17 protein-coding genes are annotated in these 18,089 nt (G+C 56.9%); 5 read left to right on the top strand and 12 right to left on the bottom strand.

From position 1 onward, the window contains the following. Positions 1–12 precede the first annotated feature (12 nt). The 4 genes from VOI14_RS00430 to VOI14_RS00415 all read right to left on the bottom strand — a co-directional run bounded on the left by VOI14_RS00430 (position 13) and on the right by VOI14_RS00415 (position 3,902). Positions 13–630 carry a TRAP transporter small permease subunit gene (locus tag VOI14_RS00430; protein WP_323750044.1) on the bottom strand — a complete coding sequence of 206 codons (618 nt, stop codon included), beginning with the start codon at positions 628–630 and terminating at the stop codon, positions 13–15. Positions 631–710: 80 nt separating this feature from the next. Further along, positions 711–1,796, bottom strand: a complete 1,086-nt coding sequence (locus tag VOI14_RS00425) for a TRAP transporter substrate-binding protein (protein ID WP_323750043.1) — start codon at positions 1,794–1,796, stop codon at positions 711–713. Positions 1,797–2,107: 311 nt separating this feature from the next. Beyond that, positions 2,108–3,526 (bottom strand): sigma-54 interaction domain-containing protein, encoded by a 1,419-nt coding sequence (locus VOI14_RS00420; protein WP_323750042.1) that lies wholly within the window; start codon positions 3,524–3,526, stop codon positions 2,108–2,110. A gap of 19 nt (positions 3,527–3,545) precedes the next feature. Beyond that, positions 3,546–3,902 (bottom strand): DUF6164 family protein, encoded by a 357-nt coding sequence (locus tag VOI14_RS00415; protein WP_323750041.1) that lies wholly within the window; start codon positions 3,900–3,902, stop codon positions 3,546–3,548. Positions 3,903–3,985: 83 nt separating this feature from the next. On the opposite strand from VOI14_RS00415, the gene VOI14_RS00410 reads away from it, so the two are divergent. The 4 genes from VOI14_RS00410 to VOI14_RS00395 are packed head-to-tail and all read left to right on the top strand — an operon-like array spanning position 3,986 to position 8,469. Continuing rightward, positions 3,986–5,401: a DUF2868 domain-containing protein gene (locus VOI14_RS00410; RefSeq protein WP_323750040.1), complete on the top strand. Its 1,416-nt coding sequence runs from the start codon at positions 3,986–3,988 to the stop codon at positions 5,399–5,401. After that, positions 5,398–6,828, top strand: coding sequence for a GTPase/DUF3482 domain-containing protein (locus VOI14_RS00405; protein ID WP_323750039.1), 1,431 nt, complete (start codon positions 5,398–5,400; stop codon positions 6,826–6,828). Before VOI14_RS00410 ends, VOI14_RS00405 begins: the two co-directional genes overlap by 4 nt. 50 nt (positions 6,829–6,878) lie before the next feature. Beyond that, on the top strand, positions 6,879–7,274 hold the full coding sequence (locus VOI14_RS00400; RefSeq protein ID WP_323750038.1) for an ectoine synthase: 396 nt from the start codon (positions 6,879–6,881) through the stop codon (positions 7,272–7,274). A 10-nt stretch (positions 7,275–7,284) separates the two neighbouring features. Then, the gene (locus tag VOI14_RS00395; protein ID WP_323750037.1) at positions 7,285–8,469 is read left to right on the top strand and encodes a CynX/NimT family MFS transporter; all 1,185 of its coding nucleotides are present in this window, start codon (positions 7,285–7,287) and stop codon (positions 8,467–8,469) included. Between the two features lie 63 nt (positions 8,470–8,532). On the opposite strand, the gene VOI14_RS00390 is transcribed toward VOI14_RS00395, so the two are convergent. The 8 genes from VOI14_RS00390 to VOI14_RS00355 all read right to left on the bottom strand — a co-directional run bounded on the left by VOI14_RS00390 (position 8,533) and on the right by VOI14_RS00355 (position 17,782). Beyond that, positions 8,533–9,708: a type III PLP-dependent enzyme gene (locus VOI14_RS00390; protein ID WP_323750036.1), complete on the bottom strand. Its 1,176-nt coding sequence runs from the start codon at positions 9,706–9,708 to the stop codon at positions 8,533–8,535. A 191-nt stretch (positions 9,709–9,899) separates the two neighbouring features. Next, on the bottom strand, positions 9,900–12,374 hold the full coding sequence (gene hrpB / locus VOI14_RS00385; protein ID WP_323750035.1) for an ATP-dependent helicase HrpB: 2,475 nt from the start codon (positions 12,372–12,374) through the stop codon (positions 9,900–9,902). After that, positions 12,362–13,585 (bottom strand): YbfB/YjiJ family MFS transporter, encoded by a 1,224-nt coding sequence (locus VOI14_RS00380; protein ID WP_323750034.1) that lies wholly within the window; start codon positions 13,583–13,585, stop codon positions 12,362–12,364. Before VOI14_RS00380 ends, hrpB begins: the two co-directional genes overlap by 13 nt. Before the next feature lie 91 nt (positions 13,586–13,676). Continuing rightward, positions 13,677–14,342, bottom strand: coding sequence for an SCO family protein (locus VOI14_RS00375; RefSeq protein ID WP_323750033.1), 666 nt, complete (start codon positions 14,340–14,342; stop codon positions 13,677–13,679). Positions 14,343–14,378: 36 nt separating this feature from the next. Continuing rightward, a complete protein-coding gene (gene cyoE, locus VOI14_RS00370; protein ID WP_323750032.1) occupies positions 14,379–15,296 on the bottom strand; it encodes a heme o synthase in 918 nt (305 codons plus the stop codon). After that, positions 15,293–16,390, bottom strand: a complete 1,098-nt coding sequence (locus VOI14_RS00365; RefSeq protein ID WP_416361374.1) for a COX15/CtaA family protein — start codon at positions 16,388–16,390, stop codon at positions 15,293–15,295. The genes cyoE and VOI14_RS00365 overlap by 4 nt, the downstream gene beginning before the upstream one ends. Before the next feature lie 16 nt (positions 16,391–16,406). Next, positions 16,407–17,048 (bottom strand): hypothetical protein, encoded by a 642-nt coding sequence (locus VOI14_RS00360; protein ID WP_323750031.1) that lies wholly within the window; start codon positions 17,046–17,048, stop codon positions 16,407–16,409. Positions 17,049–17,083: 35 nt separating this feature from the next. Then, on the bottom strand, positions 17,084–17,782 hold the full coding sequence (locus VOI14_RS00355) for an SURF1 family protein (RefSeq protein WP_323750030.1): 699 nt from the start codon (positions 17,780–17,782) through the stop codon (positions 17,084–17,086). Between the two features lie 97 nt (positions 17,783–17,879). Between VOI14_RS00355 and VOI14_RS00350 the strand changes: the two genes are divergently transcribed. After that, complete coding sequence (locus tag VOI14_RS00350) at positions 17,880–18,083, top strand: twin transmembrane helix small protein (protein ID WP_323750029.1); 204 nt, start codon at positions 17,880–17,882, stop codon at positions 18,081–18,083. Positions 18,084–18,089: the final 6 nt, after the last annotated feature.

Genomic DNA, 18,089 nt, shown 5'->3' with positions numbered 1-18,089 from the left:
TCTATCTCGTTCTCAAGGATTGGGATGGCCGCTGGAGCGGCGATCATCGTTGGCGGGCGCTATGGCTCTCGGAAAACCAAACAGCAAGGTGGTGCACCGGGTCACTCTGGAGAACAAAGCCAGCATGACCAGGGCAAGGCCGAGGGGCAGCATACTCTTGAAGATAAACCGGTAAGGCAGACCACTGGGCGCCTGCGAGCGTTCCTGGTAGATCCAGGCTTTCCAGGCATAAGGCACCAGTGCATCAATCATCAGATAAATAATGGGCAGCGCCAGAAAGACGATCCCGAACAGTTCAATCCAGGCTTGCGCCTTCAACGGGAACTTTTCTTTCAACACATCCACCCGGACATGATCATCCCGTACAACGGCATAACCCAGCGTCAGCATGGTGGCGATCCCGAACAGATGCCACGACAGCTCTTCCAGAGCGATCGATCCTTGCTCAAGCACGTAGCGCGAGAACACATTGGTCAGCACCACCAAAAGCACACCTATCCATAGCCAGGAACTCAGTCGGCCGACAGCGACCACGAGGCAATCCAGTCGCGTTGAAAGTGCATTCGAGGGCAAGCCCTCTTTATCGTGGGGCAGGGTTGGATCACCCACCGGTGTATTGGAGTCCGTCACGTTTACCTCGATTCTTGCGGATGCAGGAGAGAGCAACAGGCAGCGCTAATTCGCTGCCTGTCATGATCATCATCCAGTGATCAGTCGTACTGGTAGAAATCCCGGGGCAGGTAGCCCTTGGAATGCCAGATGGAATGGTGTTCCATGAAGTCGCGCTGGCTGGTCAGAACCCGCTTGAACATCGGATCTTTGGCCGCGATTTCGTCCAGCACTTCGGTGGTGACCTTTTGCAACTCACGCAGCACTGGCTCAGGCAAGGTTTGCGCCGTTACGCCTTCCTTTTCATAGTCACGCAAGGCAGTCGGCTGTGCCCACTCACTTTGCGCAAAGCCTTTCAGCGTAGCCGCTTCACAGCCCATCTCGATCAAGGCGCGGGACTGGGGTTCCAGGTCTTCCCAAGCGTCTTTGTTCACCAGCAGGTGAGAGGTGGTCAGCGTCTGATGCCAACCCGGCATGATGTAGTTCTTGATGATCTGATCAAGACCCAACATCTTATCGATAGCGGGCTGAGAGAACTCGGTGGCATCAATGGTCTTGCGTTCCAGCGCCTGATAGATTTCGCCGCCAGGAACCATGGTCACCGAGGCACCGAGTTTTTCCAGTACTTTGCCGCCGATGCCGGCAAAGCGGATTTTCAGGCCGTCGTAATCTTCCACACCTTTGATCGGCTCCGCGAACCAACCCGCCCCTTCAGGGCCGATGATGGAGCACAGCATGGGGTGAATGTTGCGCGCGGCGTAGATTTCTTCCAGCAGTTCCCGGCCATCACCTTCGTAATACCAGGCCAGATAGGCCGGTGGTTCCATATTGAAGGGCGCGCCGGAGTAGAGCGGCAAGGAGGGGATGGTGCCTTGGTCATAGCCAACCCAAGTGTAGCCAGCCGGGTACTTGCCACTGCCGACAGCGTCCATGATTTCAAACGGTGGAACCAGTTCGCCAGGCTCATAGTAGCGCAGCTGAATGTCGCCACCGGAAATAGCTTTGAGGTTCTCACTCAGATGCTTAACCGGCGTGGTCAGGCCAATCAGATGCGAGGGGAAAGCCAGAGGTACTTGCCAGCGCACTTTCTCGGCTGCGAGTACGTCATTGCTGGCAAGACCACCACTGATCACTGCCGCGGCGGTAATTCCGTAAGTAAGGCGCGAGAGCTTTTGCTTGATCGACATGAATTGGATCCTTCTTGTTGTTGTCATCCGCCATCCGGTCTTTAAGCCGGGGCTTTTTATAGAATCAGACAACGCTCGAAATCCAACTGGCGCGGTAATGTGGTCCAACAATGTTGCGTCAGTTTTTATTCGAGCGTTGTTCTGACGTATTACACCCAGAAAATAGCAACGCTTATGCCAAACACACTAACCAACTGATCTTATTGGAACTTTCAAAATTCACTCATGAGACACTCAGACATTTCGTCCGGCAATCCGGACAAAAATAACCCAAAGTCTTAATCAACCGTCCGGAAAACCAAACAACCGTCCTATTTTCCGGACAGTTTTGATAGCTTCTCATAAAGCACGGAACGGGAGATGCCCAGTAACTTGGCTGCCCGGGTCCGATTGCCGCGACAAGCCGCCAATGCTTCTTCAATCGCCTGAGCTTCTGCGACGGCAATCACGCGCGCCAGTGGCCGCACCGGGCGGAAAGGCGTTTTGGGTGCTGACTCCGAATCGCCACCGGGCAATATTTTCAGCACAGCATCAGCGTCCAGCAGCTCTCCTTCTTCACTCATGGTCAGGGCCCGTTCCAGCACGTTACGCAACTCCCGAATATTACCGGGCCAATGATAGGCGCTCAGCGCAGCAATACCGGCGTCGGTGATCTCACCTCGCAATCCCTGTCCTTCGCAAATTTCACCCAATAAAACCTCACAAAGAATGCCTAAATCCACCAGACGTTCCCGCAAGGGTGGTATCCAGATCTCAAGCACGTTCAATCGGTAGTATAGGTCGGAACGGAAGCTGCCTTCAGCCATCATCTCATCGAGATTCCGGCTGGTGGCCGCTATCACCCGAACATCCACCGGGCTGAGTTTGTTCGAGCCCAGAGGCTCGATTTCGCCTTCCTGCAATACCCGCAACAACTTCGCCTGCAGCGGCAGAGGCATGTCACCGACTTCGTCTAAAAACAGGGTGCCGCCGTTGGCGAGCTGAAACTTTCCATCTCGGGTGCGCTTATCCGCGCCGGTATAGGCCCCGGGTGCAACCCCGAAAAATTCGGCCTCGAGAAGGTTCTCCGGCACCGCAGCCAGGTTGACCCCAACAAACGGTTTAGCGGCGCGTTCCGAGGCTGAATGGATAGCCTGTGCCAACACCTCTTTACCGGTGCCGGTTTCACCCAGCAGCAACACCGGCACGTCTCGTCCGGACGCCAGTCGGGCGCGGCGCTTTACTTCCAGAGCCTGAGGGCTGGCACCGACAAAATCGGTCAGGCTGTAGCGGGTGCCCCGGGTCTTTTTCGCCAACGCTTTTCTGGCCGCGGCCAAGTCCTGATGCAAACGTCGAAACTTGGATACCAGCGGCGTCAGCGGTTGGACATCGTCGTAAAGCACAAATGCCACCGCGCCGATGACTGCGCCGTTGTCGTCATAAAACGGCAAACGGGAAACCACCAGCTGCTGGTTATTGTGCTCCATGATATCGAGCAGCATCGGCTTGCCGGTCGCAACGACTTCCGGCATACGGGTGTGGGGGATCACCCGCCAAACTTCTTTGCCAATCACGGAGGAGGGGTCCGGTAACTGCAACAAATCGGAATAACATTTGTTGATCCAGGTAATGCGATTGTCCACATCAATGGCTATGGCACCGGCACTGGCTTGCTCAAACATTGGTGCCAGCGCGTCAATCAACTCACGGGTCAACCCGGTTTTATTTTTATCGGGAAAGATCTGTTTCATGTCGGGCTCGCCATCGTCGCTACAGACGGATGTAGGGTAGCAACGTTAAACTCAAGATAGCTGCAATCGCGATGATTGCGGCAAGAAAAGTCACCGGACGGGAACGAAACTGGTGCCAGAATCCGGTTTCACCCCGCTCACAACGAGCGTCGTATTCCTGCCGCTGATGGGCAAGACGCTGGGCCTGATAATCATCCAGCAGGGCTCTCGCCCGGGCTGCTTCATCGTCATCGTGCACCCAAAAGCCGCCCATACTGATCCCCCACCGACTCGGTGGTGTTTCGTAGTAACGAACATTATGTTCTTCAAACAAGGCACGGATCTCGTCGGCTTCGTCATCCGGTACGTTGCGAAGATTCATCAAGTGGTGGGGCATACAGTTTCCCGGCTGGCTTCGTTAGCGTTGTTGGCTATATCCTAGCAGGAAAGCAAATCCGATCGAATTTATCAGGAAGCTGCATGAGCCAGAATCCCCTCCGTCTGTTGCTGGACGTTGACAACCGCTTCCAGCGGGACAGGGACCAAACCCCTGCGTTTCTTCATCGCCGGGATCGCCGCTTTGCTCTGGACTGTGAGCAGCAAGGGATCAGTCCGACTCCGGCGCACTGGCTAGATCACATGCAACGGCTCAGTGGTCCGGGCAGCGCAGATCAAGCCGGGCGCACGGCGCTGCGTCAATGGCGACGCATCAACAGCGGGTTTGCCGCCGCCGGAGCTCTGTTCGGCGTTCTCACCATGGCCGGATTACTGTTCTACGACGGCGGCCAACGCATCAACATCACCGTGCTGCTAGCGTTCGTGCTCTTACAGTTACTGCTGGCTCTGGCCACGACGGCCCAATCCATCATGGGCTGGCAGCCCTGGCGCTGGCTGTCCAAGCGGCTCAGTATACCGCCGCCGGGGTCCGCGCTGGCACCACTACAGCCGGCGCTGATGGCTCGTGCAGGGCATACCGGAGGCGTTGCCTTTGCGTTCACGAGTCTGCTCACATTACTGATTTTACTAGTTATTCAGGATTTGGCTTTTGGCTGGAGCACCACGCTCGATACCGCCGCTCAGGGCTACCACCGCTTGCTTCAAACCATCGCCGCACCGTGGGCTTTCGTGTGGCCTGCCGCCGCGCCTTCCCAAGAGCTTATTGAGGCAACCCGTTTCTTTCGGGCAGCACCCACGAGCGCCGGAACAACACCTGAACGATGGGGTCAGTGGTGGCCATTTGTGGTCATGCTCTGGGTGACCTGGGTTTTAGTTCCGAGAATGATACTACTGGCGCTGAGCCATTGGCTGACAGGGCGAAAAGCCCGGCAACTGCTGCACAGCCACCCGGGGATGCAAGCCCTGCTGTACCGGATGGAGACGCCGACACTCGACACCGGCAACCAACATAACGATGCCGCTGACCTGCCTGATGTCCGCACACAAGCCAAAATCAGTGAACTGTGCAACACCCGTCACCTGATTTGCTGGGCCGGCGCCGGTGAACCGGAGTTGCCCCGGCAACTGACCACGCACAATAGCCAGATATTGAAAGCCGGTGGACGGGCCTCCCTAATCGAAGACGATCACGTGCTAGCAACCTTGGCCACGGACCTCGCTAAAGAAACATCACCCGCCGTCATTCTGGTTACCCGCAGCTGGGAGCCTCCTACGGGCGAGTTATGTGATTTTCTGGATCAGGCCATGGAGCTATGGCCCGCAGGCTCTCGAGTCATGATTTTACCGCTCGCGAACGACGCCAATCAGTCCCCAAAGAACCATCTCGTTCAGCCTTGGTTACGCTTTACTGAAAGGCTTCCAGAGGGTTTCGCAACCGTCGCTCTGTTACCCCTCTCGCCGGGCGCCCCCTACCAGAGCGCTGGAGCCTCAACGTCATGACTCAACCACCGGTATTCGCGGTTGTCGGCCATCCGAACAAAGGCAAATCCAGCGTCGTCGCTACCCTGTCGCAGAACGACGCCATCGCCATCGCTCTGGAACCCGGCACCACCCGAGCCAGCCAGCGCTACCCCTTAACGGTCGATGGCAGGCAACTTTACACACTGACGGACACCCCCGGCTTTCAGCGTCCGAGGCGGGTGTTGCAGTGGCTGGAAGCACACAGCTTGTCAGCGTCTGACCACCCCGACACCGTCCGTGCCTTTGTACTTCAACATAAGGGTGACGAGCGCTACATCGATGAATGCGAGTTACTCAGCCCGATCATCGAAGGCGCCGGCATTATTTACGTGGTGGATGGCTCAGTCCCCTACAGTGCCGAACACGAAGCTGAAATGACGATCCTGCGCTGGACCGGTCGCCCAAGCCTGGCGTTAATCAACAGCATCGGCCCCGATGACTACAGCGATGTATGGCAGGCAGCACTCGGTCAGTTTTTTCAAGTTGTCCGTAAGTTCGACGCTGTTCGCGCACCTTTCGATCAACATCTAAGCCTTTTACGCACATTCGGCCAACTCGAGCCGCATTGGGAACAACCTCTGGACGAAGCCACCTTGCTCCTGTCCGAGCAACGGAATCAGCGCCAGCGTCAGGCCGCCAGCATGATCGCCCGAGCTCTGGAAGACCTGATGAGCTACCAGGAGAAGCGCACTCTGACTCTGGATCAGGTCGCCAGCACCAGCGAAGCCACACTCGCCGACATTCTGCGAGACCGTTGGTACAAACGACAACGCCGACGCGAACAGTCCTTGCGGATCGACATCGAGCATCTTTACCAGCACCAGCGCATCACGCGCCAGGAAGCCGAACTGGAATGGGCCAACCAGCATGACCTGTTTTCTGAAGACACCCGCCAGCACTGGGCGGTCAGCAAGAAATATCTGGCCACGGCGGGCTTTGGGGCCGGAGCCATGGGCGGCGCCGGTGTTGACGCACTCACCTTTGGATCATCGCTGGGCACGGGTGCGCTCGTTGGCGGACTGATCGGCGCGGCCGGCAGCTATTTCTACGGTGATCGCCTGCTGCTGCCAGCGCTGAATATCGGGCCCCTGCAAAACGGGCTTCAGTCCGCCAGCTTCGGCCCCGTGCAGGACAGTCAGTTTGGGTATGTCATTCTCGGACGAGCGGTCGATCACTGGTGGCACATCAGCCACCGAAACCACGCAGGGCGCGGCCTGCTGGCGCTAGAACCCGCCGATCAGCACTGGCTGGAGCAGCTCGACAAAACCAGCCGACGAGAGATTCAACGAACCCTCGACCGATGCAGGAAACAACGCCCGTTAAACCATTCCCAGAGGCAAATTCTGGCCCTGTCTATTGCTCAAGCCATGGCGGCCTACGACAACTGGCGGTTGAATCGCGGCTGACGGGCATGTTTATACTGTAAGGCTATTCCATCACACAATGAGGAATGTGAATGAAAATCGTACGAGTGCAAGACATTATTGGTACCGAACGCGAAGTAACGGGCCCAGGCTGGACCAGCCGCCGTATGCTTCTGAAAAAAGACGGCATGGGTTTCTCTTTCCACGAAACCATCATCCCGGCCGGTGCCGAATTGAACCTGTGGTACAAGCATCACCTGGAAGCGGTTTACTGCGTAGCCGGTAATGGCAGCATTACGGACAAAGCCACCGGTGAAACCCATGAAATCACCGACGGGACTTTGTACGCACTCGACCAGCACGACCAACACACCCTGCGCGGTGGCACTGAAGACATGCGTTTGATCTGCTCCTTCAACCCGCCGGTGACCGGTCAGGAAGTTCACGACGAAGACGGTGCATACTTGCCCGACACCAGCGAAGACTGATTCGCACACCGTGGCAAACCATGTCGCCGCGAACACACCGCCATCGCCAGCCAAGCTGCTGCCGGTGGCGGTGTTGCTTTGGTTGGCCGGTGCATATCTGAGAATTCCCGTGCTGGTGGCGCCGCCACTGGCACCCTTCATCAGTGACGAGCTTGGTCTCACCCAAGCGTTCACCGGTGCCCTGACCACTCTCCCTATTCTTATGCTCGCCATTGGCGCCATGCCGGGGTCGTTGGCCATATCTCGTATAGGCCCTCGCAACACGCTGGCACTGGCCATGCTAATCATGGTGGTGGGCTCTGCCAGCCGCGGCCTGGTTCCTGACACCCTGACGCTGATGATCGCCAGCGCGATCATGGGGTTTGGTGTTGCCATGATGCAACCGGCCTTACCCGCACTGTTACCACGTTGGCTTGAGCCGCATCATCTGGCCATCGGGTCGGCCATTTATATGAATGGCATGCTGATGGGCGAGTTTATCGGGGCCGGAATTACCTTACCGGTGCTGATGCCTTTACTGGAAAACAGTTGGCGCGCCACACTACTGGCCTGGTCGCTGCCGGCACTGTTAGTCGCTGCGGCGCTGTTTCTTCCCAAGCGGGATTTGGCTCGGCCGCTACGGAAAACCGCTTGGCTACCGGACTGGAAGAACCCGCTGACCCTTCGCCTGGGCTTGCTGCTGGGGCTGTCCGGCTCATCCTTCTTTGGGCTCAACGCTTACATGGGCAACCTGCTGGAACAACAAGGGAACTTCGACATGCTCCCGGACGCGTTGTTCTGGTACAACTTTGCGCAAGTCTTCGCCTCTCTGGTCATGCTAAAAATGGCACGGCGGTGGGTAGGACTCCGCAGTTTGATCGTCATCATGGCCATTCTGAGCATTAGCGGGACTCTCGGTGCACTTCTACTAACCGGCTGGCCGTCGATAATCAGCGCCACGTTCATGAGCTTTTGTGCGGGTATATTGCTGATTCTTCTCGTGGCCTTGCCGCCACTGTTGGTGCCGTCGGAAGAAACCGGACGGCTCTCCGCTGGTACTTTTCTGGTCGGCTACACGCTGGCGTTTTCCGTGCCGATGCTGGGCGGGGTTCTGGCAGACTGGACGGGCGATATCCGTCATGCGGTCTGGGCCATTCTCGCCTATAGCCTACTGGTTCTGCCCATCGCGTTCCGGCTCAAACTGAGCCGGAGCTGACCGTCCGGGCTACAGCGATTGCCGGGGCGGCTTTGGCAGCCAACCCCGACCAGACTTCCCGATTTAGATGTAGTAGTCCTGCAGCGGAGGGAAACCGTTGAACTCGACCGCACTGTAGGTGGTGGTATAGGCGCCTGTAGAGAACCAATACATCCTGTCACCAATCGCCAGATTTAACGGCAAAGGGTACTTGTGGTGCTCGTACATGATGTCGGCACTGTCACAGGTTGGCCCGGCAATCACGCAGTCCTCGCCAACACCTTCCTTTTCTGTCCAGATTGGAAACTTGATCGCCTCGTCCAGCGTTTCGATCAAACCCGAAAACTTACCCACATCGGTAAACACCCATCGATGCAACGCTGTGCGTGATTTGCGGGAAATCAGCACCACTTCGCTGACCAGCACACCGGCATTGGAAATCAGCGATCGGCCAGGCTCAATGATGATTTCCGGCAGCTCAGCTCCGAAGTCTTCTTCAAGAAAACGAGCAATTTCACGAGCATAAACACTAAGCTCGTTGGTTCGGCTGATGTAATTGGCGGGGAAGCCCCCACCCATATTGATCATCTTCAATTCAATGCCGTCTTCTTCTTTCAGACGCTCGAAGATAACCTTAACCTTGCTCAACGACGCATCCCAGGCACCGATTTCACGCTGCTGAGAACCCACGTGGAATGACACACCGTAAGGCACCAAGCCCAGATCGCGAGCCAGGATCAACAGGTCCATGGCCATATCGGTTTGGCAGCCAAACTTGCGAGACAGGGGCCAGTCTGCGGTCAGAGTGCCTTCCGTCAGAATGCGCACATAGACCTTGGAGCCCGGAGCCGCTTTGGCAATGTTGCGCAGATCCGCCTCGGAATCGGTGGCAAACATACGCACACCTTTTTCATAAAAGGTACGAACGTCTTTCACCTTCTTGATGGTGTTGCCGTAGCTGATACGCTCGCCCGAGACACCCAACGCCATGACTTTTTCCAGCTCATACACTGATGCGATATCAAAGTTGGCACCTTTGTCCTTCAGCATGGTCAAAATCTGAGGAGCCGGGTTAGCCTTTACCGCGTAATAAACCTTCGCATAAGGGAATCCTTCCGCCAATTCGTCGTACTGACGGTTAATGGTGGCGGTATCAATCACTACAAACGGCGTTTCTTTGGTTTCAGAAAATGCCTTGATACGCGTAAACGTGTCGGCGTCGTAGTAATCAGCAATAGTCAAGTTGGCTGCATCGATCATCAGTGGTGCATCCCTCCATAGGGAAAGCAGGCATAAAAAAAGGCACCGCAGCATGGCTGCAGCACCCCCCTTGATTTCGCGATCATCGGGCTTTTATCGAATCGCCACAAATGAGCAGATATACCGATAACTCCGTCCGCCCGAAGCAACGTCTCGAAAGCTTCGTTTATACCTCAATGCTCCCTGTCGCATTACTTGGCGGGACGCTTTTTGGTGCCTTGTTGCGCTTGCGCAGTCAGTGGATCTTCCGGCCAGGGATGCTTGGGGTATCGCCCCCGGGTATCCTTGCGCACCTCTGGATAAGCGTTCTTCCAGAAACTGGCCAAATCCGCGGTGACAGCTAAAGGTCTCTGGGCCGGCGATAACAGGTGAATAACCACCGGCACCCGACCACCAGCAACGTTGGGGGTTTCCGTCCAGCCAAACAAAGCCTGCAATTTAGCCGCCAGAACCGGCCCGTTCTCAGCACTGTAATCGAGAGTGACATTCTGGCCGGTGGGGATAGTGAGTGTACGCGGGGCAAGCTCATCCAACCTTTGCTGTTGTGGATAATCGAGCAGGGTATTCAGGGCCTGAAGCAGATTGAGGCCGGCCAGATCGGCCCAACGTTTCATGCCCGGCAAATAGGGCGCCAACCAGACCTCCAACGTGTCCAGCAAAGCACTGTCATTGACCTCGGGCCACTCGCCGGGAAACTGACTCGCCAGTAACCGCACGCGTGCGCGCCACTGTCGCGCGGCAGGTGTCCACGGCAAACTGTCCAGCCCCTTGCGCCGCGCAGCGTCCAGCAAGCCCTGCTGAAGTAACTCCGGCGCCACCTGGGCCAACGCTTTCTCGGCCAGCACCAATGCCCCCAGCTTGCGGACCTTTCGGGCCACAACGGTGCCCCGCTTGTCATCCCAAAGGGCTTCCTCCCGATCTTCGATGTGGGCCGCAAGGTCCAGCTCCAGATCGGCCAGATCCACCGGTGCGGCCAGATACATGGTCGCTTCCCGGGCCTTGCCGTCCAGGTCCGCCGCGACCAACCACTCCTGCCGGGTCAATGCATCGTTTTCCCGTAACACTGCGCCCTTGCCATTACTCAGTTGGTAACGGGGCGTGCTGCCCGGTCGACGGCGAGCAATGCGGTCGGGGTAGGCTTGGGCCAATACCCGACCAACGTCAGTTTCAGTTGGCAACTCGGCTGAGGTTTGGTCTCGGCACAAACGCTTGGCGGCCTGTTTCACCGCTTTCAACCGGGCCACATCTAACCCTCGATGGCCACGTTCGCCACGCAGCACCCGAATGCGTTCATGTAGATCGGCCCCTGAACCGGGGCCAAGCAAGTCACGCTCTTCCAACAACGCGGCCAGTTCCGCCGCTAGTTGTCCCAAGCCGAGAGCGCGGCCTTTAATCACCATATGCGCCAAGCGCGGATGCATGCCCAGATCCCGAGCGGCCTTGCCGTGATCGGTGATGGCTCCATCGGCATCCAGTAAGTCCAGCCACTGCAACAAGTCCCCCCCCTGCTGCCAATGAGCGAGCGGCGGAGCATCAATCCACGCCACCTGTTCAGGAGAACGAGCGCCCCATTGAGCCAACTCCAACACCAAGGGTGCCAGATCCGCTTCTTGAATCTCAGGTGGGGTAAAATCGGCCAGACCAAACTGTTCGGACTCGCTCCAAAGCCGGTAGCACACACCCGGTTCAACACGGCCAGCCCGGCCTTTACGTTGTTCCGCAGAAGCTTTGGACACACGGCTGGTCACCAGGCGGGTCATGCCACTGTTCGGATTGAATACCGCCCGGCGCTGCTGGCCGGCATCAATCACCACGCGCACGCCCTCAATGGTCAGACTGGTTTCAGCGATGGCAGTCGCCAATACAATCTTGCGAACTCCCTCAGGAGCAGGTGATATGGCGCGGTCCTGCTCCTCGGATTTCAGATTTCCATAAAGTGGAGCGAGTATGACGCTGTTTGGCAATTGTCCCTGCAATTGCTGGGCGACCCGCCGAATTTCCCGGGCACCCGGTAAAAACACCAGCACCGAACCGGGCTGATCGGCCAGCGCTTCCTGCACCACTGATACGACCTGATCGGCCACCCGGCCATTACGGGGCATCGGACGGTACATCACCTCCACCGGAAACGCCCGCCCTTCACTGCTAAGGACCGGAACATCGCCCAGCACACGGGCAATCGGCGCGGTATCCAGTGTCGCCGACATCACCAATATCCTCAGATCCTCCCGCAATGCCTGCTGAGTTTCCCGTACCAGTGCCAAACCCAGATCGGCTTGCAGCGAGCGCTCGTGGAATTCATCGAAGAGCACGGCGGCATAATCTTCCAGCATGGGATCGTTCTGAATCATGCGCGTCAGAATGCCTTCGGTGACCACTTCAATTCTGGTGTTAGCGGAAACTGTGGTATCCAACCGGGTCCGGTAGCCGACCGTTTGCCCCGGCGCTTCGCCCAACTGTTTCGCCATAAACCGCGCCGCTGATCTTGCCGCCAGCCGCCTAGGTTCCAGCATCAGGATTTTCCGGTTATCCCGCCATTCAGCCTTCAACAACGCCAAGGGTACTCTTGTGGTTTTACCGGCTCCCGGGGGGGCTTGCAGCAAAGCCGTGGTGCTTTGGTTCAGGGTGTGGATTAGCTCAGGGAGTATGGCTTCTATTGGGAGCATGGGTTTGGTTTCGGTCTAGAATGCCAAACCTCAGGACGAGGCACAAAGAACGCAAACACCAATCCGAACGCCAACGCCGCCACACCAATGCCGAATGCAGACAACAGGGTGCCGCCGGCGTCCAGCCACTGTTTGGTCAACCAGGGACCAACCATTTGGGTAAAACCATACAGCGCGACCATTGCCGCCGACAGCCTTGGGCCTTGGTGGGGCTGCAAGGCCCGCCCCGTTCTTTGGGTGAGCAAAACCGTACCGACAAAGGTGCTACCCACCAGTACCGCACATAACACGAGGCCAACGGCTCCAGGCCAAAGAACCGCCGCCAGCACACCTGCCAGCTGAACGATGAAGTTCAGTCTTAAGGCTCGTAGATCGCCGATGACAGCGCCGAGCTTGTTCCAGAGCCACGGAGACGGGATGGTCACAATCGCCACAATCATCCAGGTCCCATCCTGCAGGAAATGATCGGCGGGCAACTCAAGGTTGGCCAGCAGCGGCAAAAAGGTCATGGGCAGGATGTACCCCAAGCCCGCACCGGCGTAACTTAAAAACAAAGGCACGCTGGCTCGGTCCAGCAGAGGTGTCGTGGTGATGGCTCGGCCCGAATCATCTTGCTCACGGACGGGAACGTCGAGTTTTCTCAGTTGCACCACGCCCCACCAGCCCAGCGGGATCGAGAGCAAAAGGGCTGGCCACCAGCGCTGAGCGCCCTCCAGGACGTCGGCGGGGCCTGCCACCAAACCACTGGACACCAACAAACCTGTGCCCACACCGATATACACCAAACCACTCAAAGACGCTCGATTCCGCAACACCAGCCATTCCAGAATCAGAGCAGGCGCCTGCACGAAGATCACGCCGTTTGCCACACCATTAAGCCAACGAACCACGGACATCACCGTGAGGTGGTCAGTTTGAGTCATGATCAGCGTCGTGAAGACATGCACCACCATGAATAGCGGCAACAGGAAACGGATCTGATCGATCCGATGCCAGCGAATGGCGATCATGGCTCCCATCAGATAACCCAGGTAGTTCCAGGTGGCTACCGCCGCGCCTTGGGAGGCGCTTACCTGATTGTCCGCCACCAGATAAGGCAGCAAAGGCGTGTATATAAACCGGCCAAGGGTGTGCACCACCAACAACACGATACCGCCAGCCAACAGAACGGTGAATAGCTGCTTAGGGGAGACGCTGGGTGATGAAGTCATGGTTACTGCCCGACTATGCAAGAATAAGGTTATAGCCGGGCAGTGTATGGCAGACGCGGGTATTTGTCAGTGAGACGTTGGGCAAACGCGATCAGGCACCCGATGCTCGAGGGTGATTTTCCTTGGCCCAGTTGTAGATACGACCGAAAGCTTCAGCCAACTCCTCGGGGTTGTGAGGGGGCTGGATCAAGGCCTGCAGTTTGCCATCAGGGTTTAACAACGCGAAGTGGCCGCTATGGTCTACCAGCAGCTGACCATCCACTTCACGATGAACAAAGACAGCGCTCAGGCTTTTAGCCAGTTCTCTGAGTGTGTCCAGTTCACCGGTCAGGCCGTGGAAATGTTCACCAAAGAAGCCCGTGTAGGCTTTCAGTGTTTCCGGAGTGTCGTGTTCCGGATCTGCAGTCACCAGCAAATAATCCGGTTGTGGCAATTCGGCAGACAGCAATTTGTCCGTTTGGCGCAGGTTCGCCATGGCCGCAGGGCAGATATCCGGACAGTTGGTGTATCCCACAAACACAAAGGTCCACCGGCCTTTCAGGCCTTCCCGGGTTACCGTTTCACCCTGTTCATTGGTCAGGGTGAATGCCGTCAGTTCACGAGGCTGATCGTAAACGTAGGTATTGTATTCGCTCAGGTCTGGCGCCGGTGTCGGCTCACCGCTTGCCTGAAACACCTGCCGTCCGACAGTCAGGCCAAAAATCAATGCAACGACCAAAAACAATACTATCAGCGTAATGCGCAACGCATGCCCCATAGGGCCTCCCCGTCAATTGGATGTCATGCCCACTGTTCAGAAAAAGACGAAGTGATCCACCAGTAACACCACGAACAGCGCCATCAGATAAACGATGGAATATTTAAAGGTGTCCATAGCGACCCGGCGGTCATCGCCTTTCAGCAAGCGAATGGCATATTGCAGGAACCGCACTCCTAAGGCCAGAGCACCCACCAGGTAAATGCCGCCCGACATACCTGTGACAAAAGGCAGCAGACTGACTGCCAGCAACATCAAGGTATACAGCACGATGTGCAATTCGGTGTATTTGTTGCCATGGGTAACCGGCAACATCGGAATGCCCGCTTTGGCGTATTCATCTTTACGGTGAATAGCAAGGGCCCAAAAGTGCGGAGGGGTCCAGGCGAAGATGATCAGGACCAGTAACAAGGCATGGCCTTCGACCTGTCCGGTGACCGCAGTCCAACCCAGCAATGGCGGCATCGCACCCGCAAGACCACCGATGGTAATGTTCTGCGGCGTAGCGCGTTTCAGGAACAAGGTGTAAATACCAGCGTAACCCACCAGAGAGGCCAGCGTGAGCCAAGCCGTTAGCTCGTTCACTTGCCACATCAGCACAATCATTCCGGCCGCAGCCAACACCACAGCAAACAAAATAGCATCAAAAGGTGCAATCCGGCCGGTCGCCACCGGGCGTTTGCGGGTGCGAGCCATGACGGTATCGATTTTCTGATCCACCACGTGATTGACCACAGCTGCGGCGCCGGCCAACAAGGCAATGCCCAGGTTGCCGAACAACAGCACGCCCCAGCCCGGCACGCCCGGGGCTGCTAGCAACATACCAATCAGTGAGGTCAGGATCATCAAAGCCACAACGCGCGGCTTGGTCAGTTCCAGATAATCGCGCCACGAAATGTGTGTTGCTGAGCCTGTCGATTCCTGCACCGACAGCGTTTTCACGTGCTCGCTCATGCCCTTATCTCCCGAGTTATGGTTGTTGTGTGGGATGCCGTTACTGTTTTCGAGTGCGGTAATTGAGCATGCTGCCAAATCAGGTTGATCATCGACAGCAGGAGCCCGGCTCCCATGGCGTTATGCGCCACGGCTATGCCGAGCGGAATATGCAGCCAAACGTTGGCCAGCCCCAAACTGAACTGAAGCGCCAGCACGCCGGCCACCACACCGATGCTGCCATCAAGACCACTGCTGCCGCGCTGGCGCCAAAGTTGAACCAGCAGGAAACCGAGATAAAGTAATACAATCACGGCCCCCAGCCGATGAGTGACATGTATCGCGACCCGGCCATCCGCCGTCAGCTGCCCGCCCAAGTAGTTCGGGCCTACCTGCTGTGCAATATCGAAACCGTGCTGAAAATCCATGCCTTCCGGCCACCACTGGCCTTGGCACGTTGGTAAATCCGTGCAGGCGACCGCCGCGTAATTAGCGGCCGTCCAGGCACCGAGCGCAATCTGAAATGCAACCAGTAACAAGCCGCCATAGAGCCACGGGCGAATCTTGGTGAGACTGCTCGACACCCTGCCGGCCGACAAGCCCTGAACGCCTGCACGTTTGCGCAATCTTAGCGTTAAGAGGAGAAGCAGGCTTAGTGTGGTAAATCCACCCAATAGGTGCAGCGCAACCACTTGCGGCCAAAGTTTCAGCGTGACCGTCCACATACCAAAAGCGCCTTGCAGCACAATGAAACCCGCGATGAACAACGGTAATCGCAAAGGCAGTTGTTCACGGCGGTGTCGACAGGAGGCAATGGCCAACCCGAAGACCACCAGCCCCAGCGTACCTGCAGCGTATCGATGGATCATTTCGGGCCAGCCTTTGGCAACATCCACTGGGGTCTCGGGAAAGCGAGTATTCGCTATGGCGATGTTGGTTTCGCCCTGAGGTACGGTTAGAAAGCCATAACAGCCGGGCCAGTCAGGGCAACCAAGGCCCGCATGCACAAGGCGTGTCCATGCACCCAGCATGATCACAACCACTGCCAGCACACAGGCCAATGTGGACCATGCAGCCAGCTTTCGGGCGAGAGCGTCTGTTGAGGTCTGGTTCACCGCATAGCCCTCCCGATTAGCCAATCTGCGATAACTTCAGCAGCTGTTTTATGTCTTTGAGCATTTGCTTGCCGGTGTTCTCTGTTCCGTAATGCATCATGACATTGCCAAAGGGGTCGACGAGCAGAATTCGAGGTGTTGTGGCAGGGTTTACGCCGTCAGGCCAAGCTGGTGTGGTGCCGGGCATCGATGTCAGCCGCTCCATGCGCTGATATTCCTGATTCCAACGCGCATCCAGTGATGCCGGTGTCGCTCCCAGCCAGGCTGCCCGGCTGACTCGTGGGGCCTCTTTACCAAGGGCAATATTTACTTGCCGAGCCAAATACAGCAACTGCTCGCAATCTTCGGTGCAATGGCCCGCGGCGACCAGCATCAACCACTGGGGATCGACCTTGTCCGCACCAAAGCGGTCAGCCAGCGGTTCACCCTGATGGGTCTCAAGATTTAATGTCTGCACCGGCACCACCGGTTGCAGCAACTCACCATTATTGGTGTGACCCGCCGGGTTCAACCAACCGGTATAAAACATGATGGTCGCCAGCACCATAGGCCCAAAGCCCACAGCAAACAGAAGCAACGCGGTGCGTCGGCCACGCCGAATCTGTTCCGGGCTCGCGGTTCCGCGCCCACTCATGGAGTCAGCCGTTGTCGTTGTCATTATCGGCTCCTGCCTTTCAGTCGTTCTTTGTTGTTTTATGTCTCGCTACGCCTATAACTCGCTACTACAGTCAATATAGTCAGCACTGCGGCAAGCGCAAACCATTGCACCGCATATCCATAATGAGTTTGGGGCGCCATAACATCCGGAACCCGGTCGGCGCGGTAAGCTCCGGGTTGTTGTGGGTCAGAGAGCATCACGGTCACCGGGGCGGGTTCGTTCACAAACTCGGCAACTTCCGTTTTCGGCAAAGCCTGTACTCGTCTGGGCCAATCAACCGCTATCGAGTCTTCATTGGCCAAAACGGGCGGGTCCGGATACTCCGCCAAACGCCCTTCTAACGTCAGGAGTTCACCCGGTGTTTCAATGGCAGGCAAGGTATCTCTCGTGCGCGCGCCTCGCACCCAGCCCCGATTAACCACCACCGCCGGGCCCTCAAGCGGCCGAAACAGGGTCAGCACCTCATAACCGGGCACGCCATCTCGAGTGCGGTTATCAAGTAACCAAATGTGTTTGTCGTAAAAACCGGTCAGAAAAACCGGCAGGCCGGGTTGTAAATCCCCTGCAACCCGCTCGGCCCAGGGAATGTCATTCGCTCGTTGCTGCCAAGCCTGCAGCAGAGTTTCCTTTTCCTCTGCCCGGTCCAATTGCCAGAAGCCCAAGTTCAGTAGGAGTGGCAGGAACAACCCGCTAAACAAAAGTAAACGCCAATCAAAATGCCATCGGCGATCCATCAAAACGGCCTACCCATGCTTTGCTATAGTGAATACAAGGTGCGGGCCTGAATCCACGCGGTTCACCCCAAAACAACCGACAACAACGGGATACATCATGCTCAAAATTGCCATTGTCGTCCTGCTGATAGCTGTCATTGCGAGCCTGTTCAGCGGTTTGTTTTTCTTGATCCACGACGGTGGCAAAACCCGGCGAGTGGTGAACTCTCTGGCCATCCGGGTTGCCTTGAGTGTGTTGTTGCTCGTCCTGCTGTTAATCGCACTCTGGTCCGGATCTATTACGCTCAACCCAACACCGTAGCGATCG

The organism is Marinobacter sp., from assembly GCF_034669625.1.
In the GTDB taxonomy this organism is placed as follows: domain Bacteria; phylum Pseudomonadota; class Gammaproteobacteria; order Pseudomonadales; family Oleiphilaceae; genus Marinobacter.
Note: the sequence above shows the minus strand (reverse complement) of the source record. Positions and strands in the feature narration are given on the sequence as shown.